The sequence below is a fragment of the Amycolatopsis thermalba genome (genome assembly GCF_003385215.1).
GTDB lineage: Bacteria > Actinomycetota > Actinomycetes > Mycobacteriales > Pseudonocardiaceae > Amycolatopsis_E > Amycolatopsis_E thermalba.
On sequence record NZ_PQHW01000003.1, the window covers coordinates 111,735 to 127,376 of the forward strand.

Annotated in this window: 16 protein-coding genes; 9 read left to right on the forward strand and 7 right to left on the reverse strand. The window is 70.1% G+C overall.

The features are described from left to right. Window positions 1–161 precede the first annotated feature (161 nt). The 5 genes from D0D15_RS02475 to D0D15_RS02495 form a co-directional block, all read right to left on the reverse strand. On the reverse strand, window positions 162–647 hold the full coding sequence (locus D0D15_RS02475; RefSeq protein WP_094003370.1) for a DciA family protein: 486 nt from the start codon (window positions 645–647) through the stop codon (window positions 162–164). A 226-nt stretch (window positions 648–873) separates the two neighbouring features. Beyond that, the gene (gene recF, locus D0D15_RS02480) at window positions 874–2,031 is read right to left on the reverse strand and encodes a DNA replication/repair protein RecF (RefSeq protein ID WP_094003327.1); all 1,158 of its coding nucleotides are present in this window, start codon (window positions 2,029–2,031) and stop codon (window positions 874–876) included. 10 nt (window positions 2,032–2,041) lie between these two features. After that, window positions 2,042–2,932, reverse strand: a complete 891-nt coding sequence (gene gnd, locus D0D15_RS02485; RefSeq protein ID WP_094003326.1) for a phosphogluconate dehydrogenase (NAD(+)-dependent, decarboxylating) — start codon at window positions 2,930–2,932, stop codon at window positions 2,042–2,044. A 31-nt stretch (window positions 2,933–2,963) separates the two neighbouring features. After that, a complete protein-coding gene (dnaN, locus tag D0D15_RS02490; protein WP_094003325.1) occupies window positions 2,964–4,097 on the reverse strand; it encodes a DNA polymerase III subunit beta in 1,134 nt (377 codons plus the stop codon). A gap of 586 nt (window positions 4,098–4,683) precedes the next feature. After that, on the reverse strand, window positions 4,684–5,496 hold the full coding sequence (locus D0D15_RS02495; protein WP_094003324.1) for an EamA family transporter: 813 nt from the start codon (window positions 5,494–5,496) through the stop codon (window positions 4,684–4,686). 75 nt (window positions 5,497–5,571) lie between these two features. Here D0D15_RS02495 and D0D15_RS02500 point away from each other — a divergent pair, with 75 nt between their 5' ends. Continuing rightward, window positions 5,572–6,492, forward strand: coding sequence for a LysR family transcriptional regulator (locus tag D0D15_RS02500; protein WP_094003323.1), 921 nt, complete (start codon window positions 5,572–5,574; stop codon window positions 6,490–6,492). On the opposite strand, the gene dnaA is transcribed toward D0D15_RS02500, so the two are convergent. Continuing rightward, entirely contained in the window at window positions 6,470–8,083 is a 1,614-nt protein-coding gene (gene dnaA / locus D0D15_RS02505; protein ID WP_094003322.1) for a chromosomal replication initiator protein DnaA, read from the reverse strand. The genes D0D15_RS02500 and dnaA overlap by 23 nt on opposite strands. 521 nt (window positions 8,084–8,604) lie before the next feature. Between dnaA and rpmH the strand changes: the two genes are divergently transcribed. From rpmH to D0D15_RS02545, 8 genes are all read left to right on the forward strand, one after another. Further along, window positions 8,605–8,748, forward strand: a complete 144-nt coding sequence (gene rpmH / locus D0D15_RS02510; protein WP_017985946.1) for a 50S ribosomal protein L34 — start codon at window positions 8,605–8,607, stop codon at window positions 8,746–8,748. A 22-nt stretch (window positions 8,749–8,770) separates the two neighbouring features. Continuing rightward, window positions 8,771–9,190 carry a ribonuclease P protein component gene (rnpA, locus tag D0D15_RS02515; RefSeq protein ID WP_094003321.1) on the forward strand — a complete coding sequence of 140 codons (420 nt, stop codon included), beginning with the start codon at window positions 8,771–8,773 and terminating at the stop codon, window positions 9,188–9,190. Then, window positions 9,183–9,491: a membrane protein insertion efficiency factor YidD gene (gene yidD, locus D0D15_RS02520; RefSeq protein ID WP_094003320.1), complete on the forward strand. Its 309-nt coding sequence runs from the start codon at window positions 9,183–9,185 to the stop codon at window positions 9,489–9,491. Before rnpA ends, yidD begins: the two co-directional genes overlap by 8 nt. 4 nt (window positions 9,492–9,495) lie before the next feature. Further along, on the forward strand, window positions 9,496–10,581 hold the full coding sequence (yidC, locus tag D0D15_RS02525; protein ID WP_094003319.1) for a membrane protein insertase YidC: 1,086 nt from the start codon (window positions 9,496–9,498) through the stop codon (window positions 10,579–10,581). A gap of 29 nt (window positions 10,582–10,610) precedes the next feature. Continuing rightward, the gene (locus D0D15_RS02530; RefSeq protein WP_017985942.1) at window positions 10,611–11,147 is read left to right on the forward strand and encodes a Jag family protein; all 537 of its coding nucleotides are present in this window, start codon (window positions 10,611–10,613) and stop codon (window positions 11,145–11,147) included. 799 nt (window positions 11,148–11,946) lie between these two features. Then, entirely contained in the window at window positions 11,947–12,603 is a 657-nt protein-coding gene (rsmG, locus tag D0D15_RS02535; protein WP_094003318.1) for a 16S rRNA (guanine(527)-N(7))-methyltransferase RsmG, read from the forward strand. Window positions 12,604–12,693: 90 nt separating this feature from the next. Next, a complete protein-coding gene (locus D0D15_RS02540; protein WP_162830490.1) occupies window positions 12,694–13,596 on the forward strand; it encodes a ParA family protein in 903 nt (300 codons plus the stop codon). Next, on the forward strand, window positions 13,593–14,591 hold the full coding sequence (locus D0D15_RS02545; RefSeq protein ID WP_094003316.1) for a ParB/RepB/Spo0J family partition protein: 999 nt from the start codon (window positions 13,593–13,595) through the stop codon (window positions 14,589–14,591). The genes D0D15_RS02540 and D0D15_RS02545 overlap by 4 nt, the downstream gene beginning before the upstream one ends. Before the next feature lie 95 nt (window positions 14,592–14,686). On the opposite strand, the gene D0D15_RS02550 is transcribed toward D0D15_RS02545, so the two are convergent. Next, window positions 14,687–15,637, reverse strand: a complete 951-nt coding sequence (locus D0D15_RS02550; RefSeq protein ID WP_115944199.1) for a D-alanine--D-alanine ligase family protein — start codon at window positions 15,635–15,637, stop codon at window positions 14,687–14,689. Window positions 15,638–15,642 lie beyond the last annotated feature (5 nt).

Below are 15,642 nucleotides of genomic sequence, written 5' to 3' on the forward strand. Positions count from 1 at the left end.
CAGTCTTGCCCAAGGGGCTCCCCACTCGTGTTTATTCTACTTGGCCAGCTCCGCTGACATGCCGCAAGGACACCCCTGATTTCGTCACAGAGGCCCGAACGCGAGCGAGGACGGGTCCGGCGCTATCCGGCCGGGGTCGAGCCGCGATATGACGCGCTCAGTCACCCATAGGTGTCGCGCGGCCCGCGACCGGGCACGTGCCGCGGGCCCTTCCGCCAGCTCGGGGCGGTCGGACCGTGGATGCGCATCCGCTTGACCACGCCGTGACCGACCTTGGCCGCGATCTTGGCGATGAGCTGGCCCTGGAGCAGGCGCAGCTGCGTGGCCCAGGCGGTCGAGTCGGCGCGGACGGTGAGTTCGCCGTCCTTCAACGTCACCGGCTGGGCGTGCTCGGCGACGTCCTCGCCGACCAGGCGAGCCCACTCGCCGAAGACGCGGCTGCTGGTCACGCGCTCCTGCCAGCCCCGCTCGGACACCAGCCTGCCGACGAGCCTGCCGAGCGGCTGCGGGTCGCGGGCGTCCGGGCCCGGCCCCGACCAGCGGCGGCGGCGCGGGTTCTGGCCGCTCAGCTCGAACTTGCGACGGCCCGGCTCGGTGCCCCGGGCGTCGGCCTTGGCGCGAGCGGCGGCCAGGGCGGAGCGGACCAGATCACGTCCGGTAGTGTTCCCGTTCGGCCCAGCCGGGCCATCACCGTCCGTATCTGATCCACTCTTCTGGGGAGTTTGCGCCGCTTCTGACGCGGTTGAAGATCGCTCGTTCGGCCGCTTGGTCACGCGCGGCGATAACGCGTTCACCGTGTTATCCACACTATCCACAGAGTTGTCCCCAGATCGGTGGGTAACTCCTGTGGTCCCGGTCACTCGCCGTTGCTCATCAGGCACGCTTCACCTCCCCGTCGGCGACGGTGAACCGGACCCCGGCCAGTTCCCCGGGCACGTCCTCGTCCACCGCCGCGGTGACCAGCACCTGTTCGGCACCGGCGGCCACCTCGGCCAGCCGCGACCGGCGCCGCCGGTCGAGCTCGGCGAAGACGTCGTCGAGCAGGAGCACCGGTTCCCCCGCTTCCCGCCGCAGCAGCTCGTAGGACGCCAGCCGCAGCGCGAGGGCGAACGACCAGGATTCCCCATGGCTCGCGTAGCCCTTCGCGGGGGCCTCCCCCAGGATGATTTCCAGCTCGTCGCGGTGCGGGCCGACCAGGCTGATCCCTCGTTCCAGCTCCTGCTGCCGCACCTGCGCCATCGCCTCGACGAGGATACCGGTCAGCACCTCCGGCTCGGCGCGTTTCCCGTCCGGCGCCCCGTACCCCTCGGGCAGGGCCGCCCCCAGGCTCGACCGGTAGGAGATCGTCGCCGGCCGCGAGTCGGGCGCCACCCCGGCGTAGGCCGCGGTGGTGTGCGGACCGAGGTCGGCGACCAGGTCGAGACGCGCGGCGAGCAGCTGGGCGCCGACCACCGAGAGGTGGTTGTCCCACACCTCGAGCGTCGACAGCGCGTACGGGTCGTCGCGCGCGGCACCTTTCTTCTTGCCCGCCGTCTTCAACAGCGCGTTGCGCTGCTTGAGGATCCGCTCGTAGTCGGCGCGCACCCCCGCGTACCGGGGCGCGCGCTGCACCAGCAGGTCGTCCATGAACCGGCGGCGCTCGCCCGGGTCGCCGCGCACCAGCGCCAGGTCCTCCGGGGAGAACAAGACGGTGCGCAGGATCCCGAGGATGTCGCGCGGCTTGCCGACCGCACCGCGGTTGACCCGGGCGCGGTTCGCCCGGCCGGGGTTGATCTCCAGCTCGACGGTCAGCTCGCGGTCCTCGTTGACCACGGCCGCCCGCACGAGTGCCCGCTCACAACCGTGCCGCACCAGCGGGGCGTCGGTCGCGACCCGGTGTGACCCGAGGGTCGCCAGGTAACCGATCGCCTCCAGCAGGTTGGTCTTCCCGCGGCCGTTCTGGCCGACGAGCACCGTCGGACCGGGTGTGAGCGGCAGGTCCGCGTGCTCCCAGGAACGGAAGTCGGTGACCTGCAGATGCCGTACGTGCACGGCGCAGTGCCTACTCGCCGACCTTCTTCACGGCGTGACCGCCGAACTGGTTGCGCAGCGCGGCGACCGCCCGCATCGCGGACGAGTCCTTCCGCCGCGAGGCGAACCGCGCGAACAGGGCGGCCGAGATGACCGGCGCCGGCACCGCGTGGTTGATGGCCTCCTCCAGGGTCCAGCGGCCCTCGCCGGAGTCCTCGACGTAACCCTCGAGGTCGTCCAGCTCGGGGTCCTCGTCCAGGGCGCGCACCAGCAGGTCGAGCAGCCAGGACCGGACGACGGTGCCGCGCTGCCAGCCCTTGATCACGGCCGGCACGTCCTCGACCACCTTCGCGGCTTCGAGCAGCTCGAAGCCCTCGGCGTAGGCCTGCATCAGGCCGTACTCGATGCCGTTGTGGATCATCTTCGCGTAGTGACCGGCGCCGACCGAGCCGGCGTGCGAGAAGCCCTCCTCGCGGGGACCGTCCGGGCGCAGCGCGTCGAAGATCGGCATGGCGCGCTCGACGAGCGCCTTGTCACCGCCGACCATCAGGCCGTAGCCGTTCTCCTTGCCCCACACGCCACCGGAGACACCGCAGTCGAGGTAGCCGATGCCCTTCGCGGACAGCACCTCGGCGTTGTGCTTGTCGTCGGTGAACCGGGAGTTGCCGCCGTCGATCACCAGATCGCCCTCGGCGAGCAGCTCGCCGAGCTCGGCCACCGTCTCGCGGGTCGGCCCGCCCGCCGGGACCATCACCCAGACGATGCGCGTCGCGTCCAGTTTGGACACCATGTCGGCGAGCGAGGTCGAGTCCGAGACCGCCTGGTTGCGGTCGTAGCCGACCACCTCGTGCCCGGCGGCGCGCAGCCGCTCGCGCATGTTGAAGCCCATCCGGCCGAGGCCGACCAGTCCCAGCTGAACCATGGAACTCCCCTTCGTGCTTTCTCCGTCGCGGTCAGCCGGGTAGGCGGACCGGCATCAGTAGATAGAGGTAACCAGGAACGACCTGGCCCTGCTCGTCGGCCGGCTTGATCAAAGCCGGACGGTTCGGGGTGGTGAAGGTCAGCTCGGCCCGGTCGTGGTGCAGCGCGCCCAGGCCGTCGACGAGGTAGCCCGGGTTGAACGCGATCGTGACCGGCTCGCCTTCGTACTCCACCGGCAGCTCCTCTTCGGCGCTGCCCTCGTCGTCACCGCCGGCCGACAGGCGCAGCGAGTTGTCCCCGAACTCCAGCCGGACCTGGGTACCCCGCTCGGCCACCAGCGACACGCGTTTGATCGCCTCGGAGAGCGGGGACACCTCGATCACCGCGCGGGAGGAGTGCTGGTTCGGGAGGAGCTGCCGGTATGGCGGGAACTCGGCGTCGAGCAGCCGGGTGGTCGTGTAGCGGCCGTTGCCGGACAGGCCGAGCAGGCCCTCGCCGCTGGCGAGCCCGACCGAGACCTTGTTGCCCGCGGTGCCGAGCGACTTGGCCGCCTCGGCGAGGGTGCGCGCCGGGACCAGGACCGCGGCGTCGGCCAGTCCCTCGACCGGTTCCCACGCGAACTCGCGCATCGCCAGGCGGAAGCGGTCGGTGGCCACGAGGGTGAGCGAGTTGCCGGAGATCTCCAGCCGCATGCCGGTCAGCATCGGCAGGGTGTCGTCCTTGCCGGCCGCGACGGCGACCTGGGTGACGGCCTGGCCGAACGCCTCACCGGCGACCTCACCGGCGAACGTCGGCTGGGCCGGGAGCTGCGGGTAGTCCTCGACGGGCATGGTCGGCAGGCTGAACCGGGCGCTGCCGCAGGTGATGGAGGCGCGGGAGCCGTCGACGGAGATCTCGACCGGCTGGGCCGGGAGCGCCTTGGTGATGTCGGCGAGTAGCCGCCCGGACACCAGGAGGCGTCCCCCGTCGGCGATCGTCGCCGGGACGCCGACCGTCGCCGACACCTCGTAGTCGAAGCCGGAGACGGTGAGGGCGTCGGTCGAGCCGTCCGATCCGGCGTCGAGCAGCACCCCGCCCAGGACCGGGACCGGTGGCCTCGACGGCAGGCTGCGTGCCACCCACGCGACGGCGTCCGCGAGCCCGTCGCGCTCGACGCGGATCTTCATGTGCCCATCCTTTCGACAGCCGAGCCCCTCATCGCGGCCCGAGAAGATCGACAAACGTCCCCGGGCAGGCCTCGAGCAGCGCGCTGACCAGGGATCTCGCAGTGTGGTGTGGCCCGGTGCCGATGTCGCCAACGACGAGCGGGCTGGGTGTGGATACCCACGTTAGAACGTGAGCGGCACCGCCGTCACTCGGGGCACGCCATCGACTTGTCGACAAGACGATCTCGTCCGGAGCTCTGTCCCCATGTCCACAGCCCCCTGTTTTTCTCCGAAGGACTTCTTGAGAAAAAACCAAGGGCAGTGACAGTAATAGGGGCTGTGGATTCTGGGGACTACTGCCGTTGTCGCAGGTCCGCTCGCGCGGCGGGGTGTGGACAGCTGTGGAGTACTTCCGGTGGACAACTCGGGCGGTCCGTGGACAACTTCGGGCGCTCCCCAGATGATCCACAGTTGTCCCCAGCTGTCCACAGACTGTCCCCAGTTGTGGGGATGTTCGTCCCCATGGCCGCGCACAGACGCGGTCGCCGCAGAACCCACCCAGTGGGTGACCGGGGTCGCGGCGATCGATGCGTTCTCGTTACGGGGATCACAGATTCCGCGTCGCAGCGCGGCCCGCCGCGGCCGCACTCGCTGTCACACAAGCGATTCCGGCCCACGCGGCGAACGGCAGCCGCTCGCCGAGCACGAGCGCGCCGGCCACTCCGGCCACCGCCGCTTCGAGGCTCTCCAGCACCGCGACCGTGCGCGGTGGAACCCGGCGCAGCGCGGCGAGATCGAGCGAGTACGGGATCACGGCCGACAGCACCGCGACGCCGAATCCCGCCAACAGCAAGGAAGGTCGCCACACCGGCGCGGTCACGCCGAAGGGCAGCGCGAGGATCGCGGCCACCGTCACCGCGAGCGCGAGGATCGATCCATCCGGGACACTCGCGCCGACCTTCCGGCTCAGCACCAGGTATCCGCCCATCGACACGGCGGACAACAGAGCGAGCGCGACTCCCGCCGCCGGAAGCGTCGTCCCGGACGGCGAATGGAACAGCCACACCCCGAAGGCGGCGACCACAGCGAAACCGACATCGCGCGCACGCCGCGCCGTCGCCACCGCGACCCCGAGCGGACCGAGCAACTGCAACGCGCTCGCCACGCCCAGCGGCAGGAAACCCAGCGCCGGGTAGATCAGGTTCATCCCGGCGATGGCCACGCCGAAACCCAGCACCGGCGGCATGTTCCGGCGCGACGGCAACGCCGGGCGGTGGATGGCCAGCAGGACGAGCGCGGCGAAGGAGAGCCGCAAGGCGACCACCCCGCCGGGGCCGGCGACGGCGAAGAGCTGCTTCCCGAACGCCTGCCCGGTCTGCACGCTGACGACGCTGCCGAGGACGAGAAGTGCGGCTCCCATGCCTTCCGAGTCTTGGCGTGGATCCGGTGAAGATCCATCGAGACTTCGCGCACGGAACTCTTTAGCCTCCACTACATGATCGACCTCCGGCGCCTGAGCGTCCTCCGGGTACTGGCCGAGTACGGCACCGTCACGGCCGCCGCGGAGGCGCTGCACCTGACCCCGTCGGCGGTCTCCCAGCAACTCCGGTTGCTCGCCAAGGAGGTCGGCGTCGAACTACTGCGTCGCGACGGACGCCGCGTCCGGTTGACCCCCGCCGCGGTCGTGTTGCTCGAACACGCGGATTCACTGTTCGCGCAATGGGAACGAGCACGGGCCGACCTGACCGCGGGCGAAGAGGTCGGAGCCGTGCGCATGTGCGGCGTCTCCTCGACGGTCGCCGCGTTGCTCGGTCCGGCGGTCACGCGGCTACGGCAGGAGCACCCGCGGCTGACGGCGCGCGTAATAGAAGAGGAAAGCGCTGACTGCTACGAGTTGTTGCTCGCCGAGGCGGCCGACATCGCCGTCGTGCTGCCCACGCCCGAAGCGCCGCCCGTCGACGACCCCCGCTTCACGCAGTGGCCGCTCCTCGACGACCCGCAGGATCTCCTCGTCGCCGCAGGGCATCCGCTGACGCGGCAGGACGCGGTGGAACTCGCCGACGCCGCGCGTGAACCGTGGATCGTGAAACCGCGCCACAACGACACGTACGCGCTCCTGCAGGTCGCTTGCGCCGCCGCCGGTTTCGCGCCGCGCATCGCGCACGAAGCCAAGGAGTGGTTCGCGGTGTCCGCGCTCGTCGCCGCCGGGCTGGGGGTGTGCCTCGTCCCGCGGCTCGCTCCCCTGCCACCGCAGCACGAGGTGGTGCGGATTCCGTTGCGCGGCAACCCGCGTCCGTCGCGGCGCATCGTCGGCTGCGTCCGGCGCGGGAGCGAGGAGCAGTGGCCGATCGCCCGCGCGATCGGGGCGATCGAAGCGGTGTGCGCGGAGCGGGCTACTGACGGGCGCGCTGTTTGATGCGCGCGGTGAGCTCCTGCACCTGGTCGTAGATCCGCCGGCGTTCGGCCATCTCCTTGCGGATCTTCTTGTCCGCGTGCATGACCGTCGTGTGATCGCGGCCGCCGAACGTCTGCCCGATCTTCGGCAGCGACATGTCCGTCAGCTCGCGGCACAGGTACATCGCGATCTGCCGCGCCGTGGCAAGGGCTTTCGTCTTGCCGGGGCCGCACAGGTCGTCGACCGTCACGTCGAAGAACTCGGCCGTGGTCGCCATGATCGTCGGCGCGCTGATCTCCGGCGCCTGCGAGTCCGGGATCAGGTCGCGCAGCACGATCTCCGCGAGACTGACGTCCACCGGCTGCTGGTTCAGCGAGGCGAACGCGGTGACGCGGATGAGCGCGCCTTCGAGCTCCCGGATGTTCGCCTCGACGCGCGAGGCGATGAATTCGAGCACGTCACCCGGCACGGCCAGCCGGTCCTGCGCCGCCTTCTTGCGGAGGATCGCGATGCGCGTCTCCAGCTCGGGCGGCTGGATGTCGGTGATCAGGCCCCACTCGAACCGCGTGCGCAGCCGGTCCTCCAGGGTTTCCAGCCGCTTCGGCGGCCGGTCCGAGGACACCACGATCTGCTTGTTCGAGTTGTGCAGCGTGTTGAAGGTGTGGAAGAACTCCTCCTGAGTACCTTCCTTGCCCTCCAGGAACTGGATGTCGTCGACGAGCAGGATGTCGATGTCCCGGTAGCGCCGCTGGAACGCCACCTTCCGGTCGTCGCGCAGCGAGTTGATGAAGTCGTTGGTGAACTCTTCGGTCGAGACGTAGCGCACGCGCATGCCCGGGAACAGCCGCTGCGCGTAGTGGCCGACGGCGTGCAGCAGGTGCGTCTTGCCCAGCCCCGACTCGCCCCAGATGAACAGCGGGTTGTACGCGCGGGACGGTGCTTCGGCGACGGCGAACGCGGCCGCGTGCGCGAAGCGGTTGGACGCGCCGATGACGAAGGTGTCGAACGTGTACTTCTCGTTGAGCCGCGTCTTCGACGTCTCCGGCTGGGCCGGGGCGGTGTAGGGCTGGCCGGCGCTCGGCTGGCCGGAGAACATCGGCCAGATCTCGTGCGCCGCGGCCAGTGCCTCGCCCTCTTCGTCGACTTCCTCGTCACCGTCGTCCTCGGGCAGGACGGGCTTCACGGGTTCCGGGGGGTGGGAGCGCACCCGGCGCAGCGGCGGCAGCATGCCGTCGTCGAGCGGTGGCATCTTCGGCGGCATCACCGGCACCTCGGTGGCGGCGACAGGCGCCGTTTCCACCCGGGCGGGTGACGGGTACGGGGCCGGCGGTGGCGGCGGCGGGCTGACTTCGGCGGTGTCGACTTTCACCGCCAGCGAGACGGGGCGGCCGAGGCGGCGCGACAGCGCGTGCGTGATCGGGTCCCGCAGGGCGCGCTCGATCGCTTCCTTGGCGAAGTCACTCGGAGCGGCGAGCAGGGCCGTGCCGTCGAGCAGGCCGATCGGGCGGGTGACTCGCATCCAGGCGCGCTGCTGCGGCGACAGAGTGCCGTCCGACAGCTCCCGGACCACCTGGTCCCAGACCACGCCCAGATTCAACTGGTGCTCGGACACCTACTTCGTCCCCTCCCCTCGTCACCCCAGAAGACCCCACCGACCTGCGGATAATCACCGAGGCGGGCGGCCGGCTCACCCCGTCGAGCGGTATCGCGCGGGCCCCCTGGTCACCGCGCGCAGCAAGTATCCACAGAGTTGTCCACAACTGTGTACTAATGTACGGCGGCCCGCAGTCACTCCACCTGCGGGTGCGAACCTACGCCAGCCAGAGCCTCCACACCTTCCGACGGCGGCGCCGAGCACCTCGAACGGGTGACTCAAGAGGAGACACGCTAACAAAGGCCCGTGCCGTCCCACAAGGCACCGTGGGGGCCAGGATTCCATGCTTCACGCCGCGTCGCCACTCGGTCCCCCCGAGTGGTTCCGGGGGCCGGTTGCCGGGCCCTCGAGCGGGGTGCGTACTCTCGATAGGTCTCCCGCGCGCGACGGGTTTGTTCGCATGCGCGCGATTCGAGACACCCCCGAGCTGATCGGTGGCTCCAGCTTGCCGCCGAGTATGTCGAGACCAGGAGTAAGCAGTGAGCAAGGGTAAGCGCACCTTCCAGCCGAACAACCGTCGACGCGCCCGGACCCATGGCTTCCGGCTGCGGATGCGTACCCGTGCCGGTCGCGCCATCCTGTCGGCCCGCCGTCGCAAGGGCCGCGAGAAGCTGTCCGCCTGATAGCGCCGCTTCGAGGCGCGTCGTGCTGCCCCGTGCCGCCCGGTTGCGGCGCAGTGAGGACTTCCGCGAGGTCATGCGCAGGGGTGCTCGGGCAGGTCGGCGTCGCCTCGTGGTGCACGCGGTGCAGTCCACCGACCCGTCCGCGGGAACGCCGCGGGCGGGTTTTGTGGTGAGCAAGGCCGTGGGCAACTCGGTGGTGCGCCACCGAGTGACCCGGCGCCTGCGGCATCTCGTCCTGCAGCGCCTCGGAACCGTGCCGCCCGGCAGTTCGTTGGTCGTGAGGGCCCTGCCGCCGGCGGCCACCGCGTCCAGCGCCGAACTCGGCGCCGATCTGGACGCGGCGCTGAAACGGCTGAGCCTGCTCCCGGGTCGCCCGTCCGACGGCCCGGCGACACGCGGATCGGGAACGGCCGCGGAAACGAGGGGCCACGCCGGTGAATGACGCCACCACCGATGCATCGCAGACGGTCGAGCGCCCCGGGCCGGTCGCCCAGGTCCTGCTGCTCCCGCTGCGGTTCTACCGCCGTTTCATCTCGCCCTACCTCCCGCCGAGCTGCCGCTTCTACCCCAGCTGCAGCACGTACGCGGTCGAGGCCCTGACCCGTTTCGGCGCCGCGAAGGGCAGTTATCTGGCCCTCCGCCGGCTGTTGCGCTGCGGCCCGTGGACGATGCCCGGCCGCGATCCGGTGCCTGAGGTGTTCTCGTGGCGCCACCAGAGACCTGGTTTGTCAACCGAGGAGTAGCTCAGTGCTCGACTTCATCTACTACCCCGTGTCCTTCATCCTGTGGTGTTGGCACAAGGTCTTCGGGTTCGTCTTCGGGGCCGACAACGCGATCACCTGGCTCCTGGCGATCATCTTCCTGACCTTCACGGTTCGCGGCATCATGTTCAAGCCGTTCGTGAACCAGGTCCGGTCGATGAAGAAGATGCAGGAGTTCGCGCCGGAACTGAAGAAAATTCAGAAGAAGTACGCGAACGACCGCCAGCGCCAGGCGATGGAGATGCAGAAGCTCCAGAAGGAGCACGGCGTCAACCCGCTGGGCAGCTGCCTGCCGATGCTGCTGCAGATCCCGGTGTTCATCGGTCTGAACTGGGTGCTGCGGGCGTTCTCCATCCAGCCCGCGGACGGCAGCCCGAAGACGGAGAACTACTTCTTCGACCAGGCGGGCGTCGAGTCCTACGTTCACGCGAAGCTGTTCGGCGTCAACATCGGCGATGCCATCCACAACGCCACCATGCTGGGTGGCCAGGGTGGCGGCTGGCACTGGCACGTCGCGCCGGTCGCGATCCCGCTGATGATCCTCGCGGCGATCCTGACCCACCTGACGGCGCGGCACTCGGCGCAGCGGCAGAACCTGAACCCCGAGTCGATCACGCCGCAGACGCAGATGATGCAGCGGCTGACGATGTACATCTTCCCGCTCGGTGTGCTCGTGTTCGGTGCGTTCTTCCCGATCGGTCTGCTCGTCTACTGGCTGGCGAACAACGGCTGGACCCTGATGCAGCAGCGCCTGGTCTACACGCGGATCGACAAGGAAGAGGCGCAGAAGAAGGCCGAGGCGGCCGAGAAGCGCAACTCGCTGGCGCCGCGCCCAGGTGCGAAGCCGAAGCCGGGCCAGAAGCCGGTCCAGCAGAAGAAGGCGGACGACGAGACGGCGGCCGGTGACGGCAAGGCCGCCGGGCAGAACAAGCCGAGCTCGAAGGCCGGCTCGCCGCACCGCTTCCCGCAGCAGGGGCAACGCCCGCAGAACGGCTCGGCGCAGAAGCGCAAGAAGCCGGCGCAGGGCGGCAAGAACTCAGGACAGAAGGGCTCGGGGCAGAAGCGCCGCTGAGCGCTGGAGCCCGGTGAAAGGAGATGACGATGGCGGAGACGGTCGAAGCGATCGACGCTGACGACGAGGCGCCCGCTGCGGAGGCGACGGGGTCGTCGACGGAGGACTTGCTGGTTCGCGAGGGCGACATCGCGGGCGACTACCTGGAGCGGCTGCTGGACCTGCTCGACTACGACGGGGACATCGATCTCGACGTGGAAAGCGGTCGCGCGATCGTGAGCATCGACGGCGGCGACGACCTGGAGAAGCTGGTCGGTGGGCGCGGCCAGGTGCTCGAGGCGCTGCAGGAACTGACGCGGCTGGCGGTGCAGCAGGAGACCGGCACCCGGAGCCGGCTGATGCTCGACATCGCGGGCTGGCGGGCCGGCCGACGTGCCGAGCTGACCGAGCTGGGCCGCACGACGGCCGAGACGGTCAAGGCGACCGGCGAGAAGGTACGACTGCAGCCGATGAGCCCGTTCGAGCGCAAGGTCGTGCACGACGCGGTGGCGGCCGTGGGAGGCGTCAAGAGCGAAAGCGAGGGCGAAGAACCCAAGCGGCGTGTGGTGGTGATGCCGGACGCGTAAGCGATCCGGTCGAGGAGGCGGTCCACTTCGGTGGGCCGCCTTTCTCTATGCCCTGCGGTCCGGAGGGCGATGCTGCGGCGGCTGTCGCGGTGGGTGGTGAGGTAGGGCCGCTTGGTGGTGATGCCCGAGGCGTGAGGGTTGCGGCCGCGAAGTCGGCCCGCCCGGTGACGACTTCTTCTTTGGGCGCTGGCAACGACGGTGGCTCGCGGAGTCGCGCGCGGTGTTGCAGTGCCGGATGCGCAGGCGTCCGGTTGAGGAGGCGGTCCACTTCGGTGGGCCGCCTTTTTCTTTGCCCCGCGGTCGGGAGGCTCGCGGCAGCGGCGGCGGTCGCGGTGGGTGGTGAGACGAGGCCGCGGCTGGTGATGCCCGAGGTGCGACCGTTGCGGCCGAGAAGTCGGCCCGCTCGGCGACGGCTTCTTCTTCGGCGCTCGCGACGACCGTGGGGCGGGGAGCGGCGCGCAGTGTTGTAGCTCCGGATGCATTGGCGTTTGGCTGAGGTGACCCACTTCGGTGGGGCCGCTCGGGGGTGGTGATGCCCGAGGCGTGAGGATTGCGTCCGGTGAAGCTGGCTCACCTCGTTGGACCCCCTCGCCGGACGGTGCGGCGGTGGCGAGCCGCGCGCGGCCTTGGCCCCCGGCTCCCGGCGGTGGCGCGGGATGTTTCACGTGGAACCACCGCTGCGGGTGGGGGCAGTTTCACGTGAAACCGTCCACAGTTGTGGTCTGCCTCCCCGTGTTGATGTTCCCGTCGTGGAGAATTGGGGCGTTGGTCGTTTCACGTGAAACCCGAGGAGTGGCGAGTGGTGCCGGTGCCCGAGGTGGCGGGGCGAGTGTTCGGGGACGGGCTGGGGCAGGCCGTCCAGTTCGCGGAGATGCTCGAGCGGTACGGGGTCCAACGCGGGCTCATCGGCCCGCGGGAGGTTGAGCGGCTCTGGGATCGGCACCTGCTGAACTCGGCCGTCATCGGGGAACACATCGACTCCGGCGTGCGAGTCATCGACGTTGGCTCCGGGGCCGGCTTTCCTGGGGTGCCGCTCGCGATCGCCCGGCCGGATCTCGACCTCGTTCTCGTTGAGCCGATGGCGAGGCGGGCCGACTGGTTGAACGAAGTCGCCGAGAGCATCAAACTGGACGTCACCGTCGTGCGTGGGCGGGCCGAAGAGAAGGCGCTGCGGGAGCGCGTCGGCGCGGCTGATGTCGTTACCTCGCGTGCCGTGGCTCCCCTCGCGCGTTTGGCGGGCTGGTGCCTCCCCCTCGTCCGGGAGGGTGGCATGATGCTCGCAGTCAAGGGAGCTAGCGCCCGGGACGAAGTTGCCCGTGATGCGAAGGCGGTTGCCCGCGTCGGTGGGGGTGCTCCAACGGTCTCTGAGTGCGGGGTCGGCGTGCTCGAAACGCCGACGACCGTGGTGCGGGTGGAGCGCGTACGAAGTGCCCGTCGCCCGCGCCGTGCGGGATGACAGGATGGCTTGGAAAGGCCAGATCAGCATGATGCGACCCATGTTCCACGTGAAACCAACAGCGTCGATTGCGGAAAGGTGGCTCGGCCGGTGACCCCGCCTGCGTCAGACTGGACCCCCATTGCCGAAGAGGCCGAGCGCGCCGCCCGCGTGCTGCACCCCGACCCCAACTCCCTCCCCCGGCCCGATCAGCGCCGCGTCCTGACCGTCGCCAACCAGAAGGGCGGCGTCGGCAAGACGACCAGCGCCGTCAACCTCGCCGCGGCCCTCGCGGTGCACGGCCTCAAGACCCTCGTCATCGACCTCGATCCGCAGGGCAACGCCAGCACCGCGCTCAACGTGGACCACCGCTCCGGCACCCCCTCCATCTACGACGTCCTCCTCGGCGATCTCCCCCTCGGCGAAGCGATGGCCGTCAGCGAGCAGTCCCCCAACCTGTTCTGCGTCCCCGCCACGATCGACCTCGCCGGTGCCGAGATCGAACTCGTCGAGATGCCCTCCCGCGAATCGCGGCTCAAGGAGGCGCTCGCCGGGGACGTGGTCGATCAGCTCGGCATGGACTACGTCTTCATCGACTGCCCGCCCTCGCTCGGCCTCCTCACGGTCAACGCCATGGTCGCCGCCCGCGAGGTGCTCATCCCGATCCAGTGCGAGTACTACGCGCTCGAAGGCCTCGGCCAGCTGCTCAGCAACATCGAGCTGGTGCAGAAGCACCTCAACCCCGCCCTGGCCGTCTCCACGATCCTCCTCACCATGTACGACGGCCGCACCAAGCTGGCCGACCAGGTGACCGCCGAGGTGCGCGACCACTTCGGCGACGTCGTCCTCAAGACCGTCATCCCCCGCAACGTGAAGGTGTCCGAGGCGCCCAGCTACGGGCAGACCGTGCTGGCGTACGACCCGGGCTCGCGGGGAGCGATGAGTTACGTCGACGCCGCACGTGAGCTGGCCGAGCGCGGCAGCAGCAACGGATCGAGGAGGGGCACGTTATGACCGAACGCAGGGGTGGCCTGGGGCGCGGCCTGGCCGCGCTGATCCCGACCGGACCGCCCGCCGGCGAGAACACCCCCAGCCCGGCCCGTCCCGAGACGCCGTCCCGCAACGGCGACAAGGACTGGTTCGCCGCCAACAGCGAGGTCGTCCCCAGCGGCGAGGTGGCCGGTGCCGTCTACCGCGAGATCCCGACCAGCGCGGTCAAGCCCAACCCGAAGCAGCCGCGGCAGGTCTTCGACGAGGACGCGCTCGCCGAGCTGGAGCACTCGATCCGCGAGTTCGGCCTCATGCAGCCGATCGTGGTCCGCGAGCTCGGCGGCGGTGAGTACGAGCTCGTCATGGGCGAGCGTCGGCTGCGTGCGTCCCAGCGGGCCGAGCTGGAGAACATCCCGGCCATCGTCCGGCAGACCGCCGACGAGGCGATGCTGCGGGACGCCCTCCTGGAGAACATCCACCGCGTCCAGCTGAACCCGCTCGAAGAGGCGGCCGCCTACCAGCAGCTGCTCGACGAGTTCGAGGTGACGCACGAGGAGCTGGCCTCGCGCATCGGCCGCAGCCGCCCGGTCATCACCAACACCATCCGGCTCCTCAAGCTCCCCCTCCCCGTGCAGCGCCGCGTCGCGGCCGGGGTCCTCTCCGCCGGGCACGCCCGCGCCCTGCTCTCCCTCGAAGACCCCGAGGCGCAGGAGGAGCTGGCGACCCGCATCGTCGCCGAGGGGCTCTCGGTCCGCGCGACCGAAGAGGCGGTGACCCTCAAGAAGAGCGAGGCGCCGGCCAAGCCCAAGGCCGCTCCCCGCAAGCCGATGCAGGCGCCCGGTCTCCAGGATCTGGCGAACCGGCTGTCCGACACCTTCGACACCCGCGTCAAAGTCGACCTCGGCCGCCGCAAGGGACGCATCGTCGTCGAGTTCGGCTCGATCGACGATCTGGAGCGGATCGTCTCGATCATGGACCCGAATCGGGCAAATCAGGCCCCGAGAACCGATGAGGAATGACCCCAGGTCGTTTCGTCACGGTGATGATTTGATCTGACAACACCGAGGGCCACCTCCCGCTCGGGAAGGTGGCCCTCAGTGGTTTCCGGAAGCCCTCAGGCGGACCGGCGGATCGCCCGCGCGACGAGATCGGCGAACACCGCCCCGAGCGACGTGCCCGCGGTCTCGATCGCCATCGGCACGGTCGACGTCTCGGTGAGCCCCGGCGAGGAGTTCACTTCGAGGAACTGGACCGTGCCATCGGCGGCCACGATCGCGTCGGTCCGCGAGATGTCCCGCAGCCCGAGCAGCTTGTGCGCGGCCACGGCCAGCTCGCCGACCGCCTTCGCGGACTCCTCCGGCAGCCGCGCCGGGGCGAAGAAGTCCGTCAGCCCGGCCGTGTAGCGCGAGGTGTAGTCGTAGACACCGCTCTCCGGCACGATCTCCACCGCGGGCAGCGCCTCCGGCTCGCCGTCCCGCTGGACGACCCCCACCGCGACCTCGACGCCCTCGATCAGCCGCTCGGCCAGCACGGTGTCGCCGTAGGCGAAGCACCCGACCATCGCGGCCGGCAGCTCGGCGGCGTCCCGGACGACCCGGGCGCCGAGCGCGGAGCCACCCTGGTCGGGCTTGAGGATCAGCGGCAGGCCCAGGTGGTCGACGATCGCGTCCAGCACGCCCTGCGCGCCCAGCTCGCGGAACGTGCTGTGCGGCAGCACGACCCAGTCCGGCGTCGCGTACCCGGCGGCGGACAGCACGGCCTTCGCGGTCGGCTTGTCCCACGCCCGGCGGCACCCGTGCGAGCTGGTGCCCACGTACGGCACCCGCAGCATCTCCAGGACGGTCTGCACCGACCCGTTCTCCCCCTGACCACCGTGCAGCGCCACGACGGCCGCGTCGGGCCGCTCGGACCGCAGCCGGTCGAGCAGGCCCGCGTCGGTGTCCCACTCCACGACGGTCAGTCCCTGCTCCCGCAGCGCGGCGGACAGCCTGCGGCCGGACCGCAGCGAGACATCGCGCTCATGCGAAAGCCCGCCCGCGAGAACGGCGACGGTCGGCATAACCACGCCGG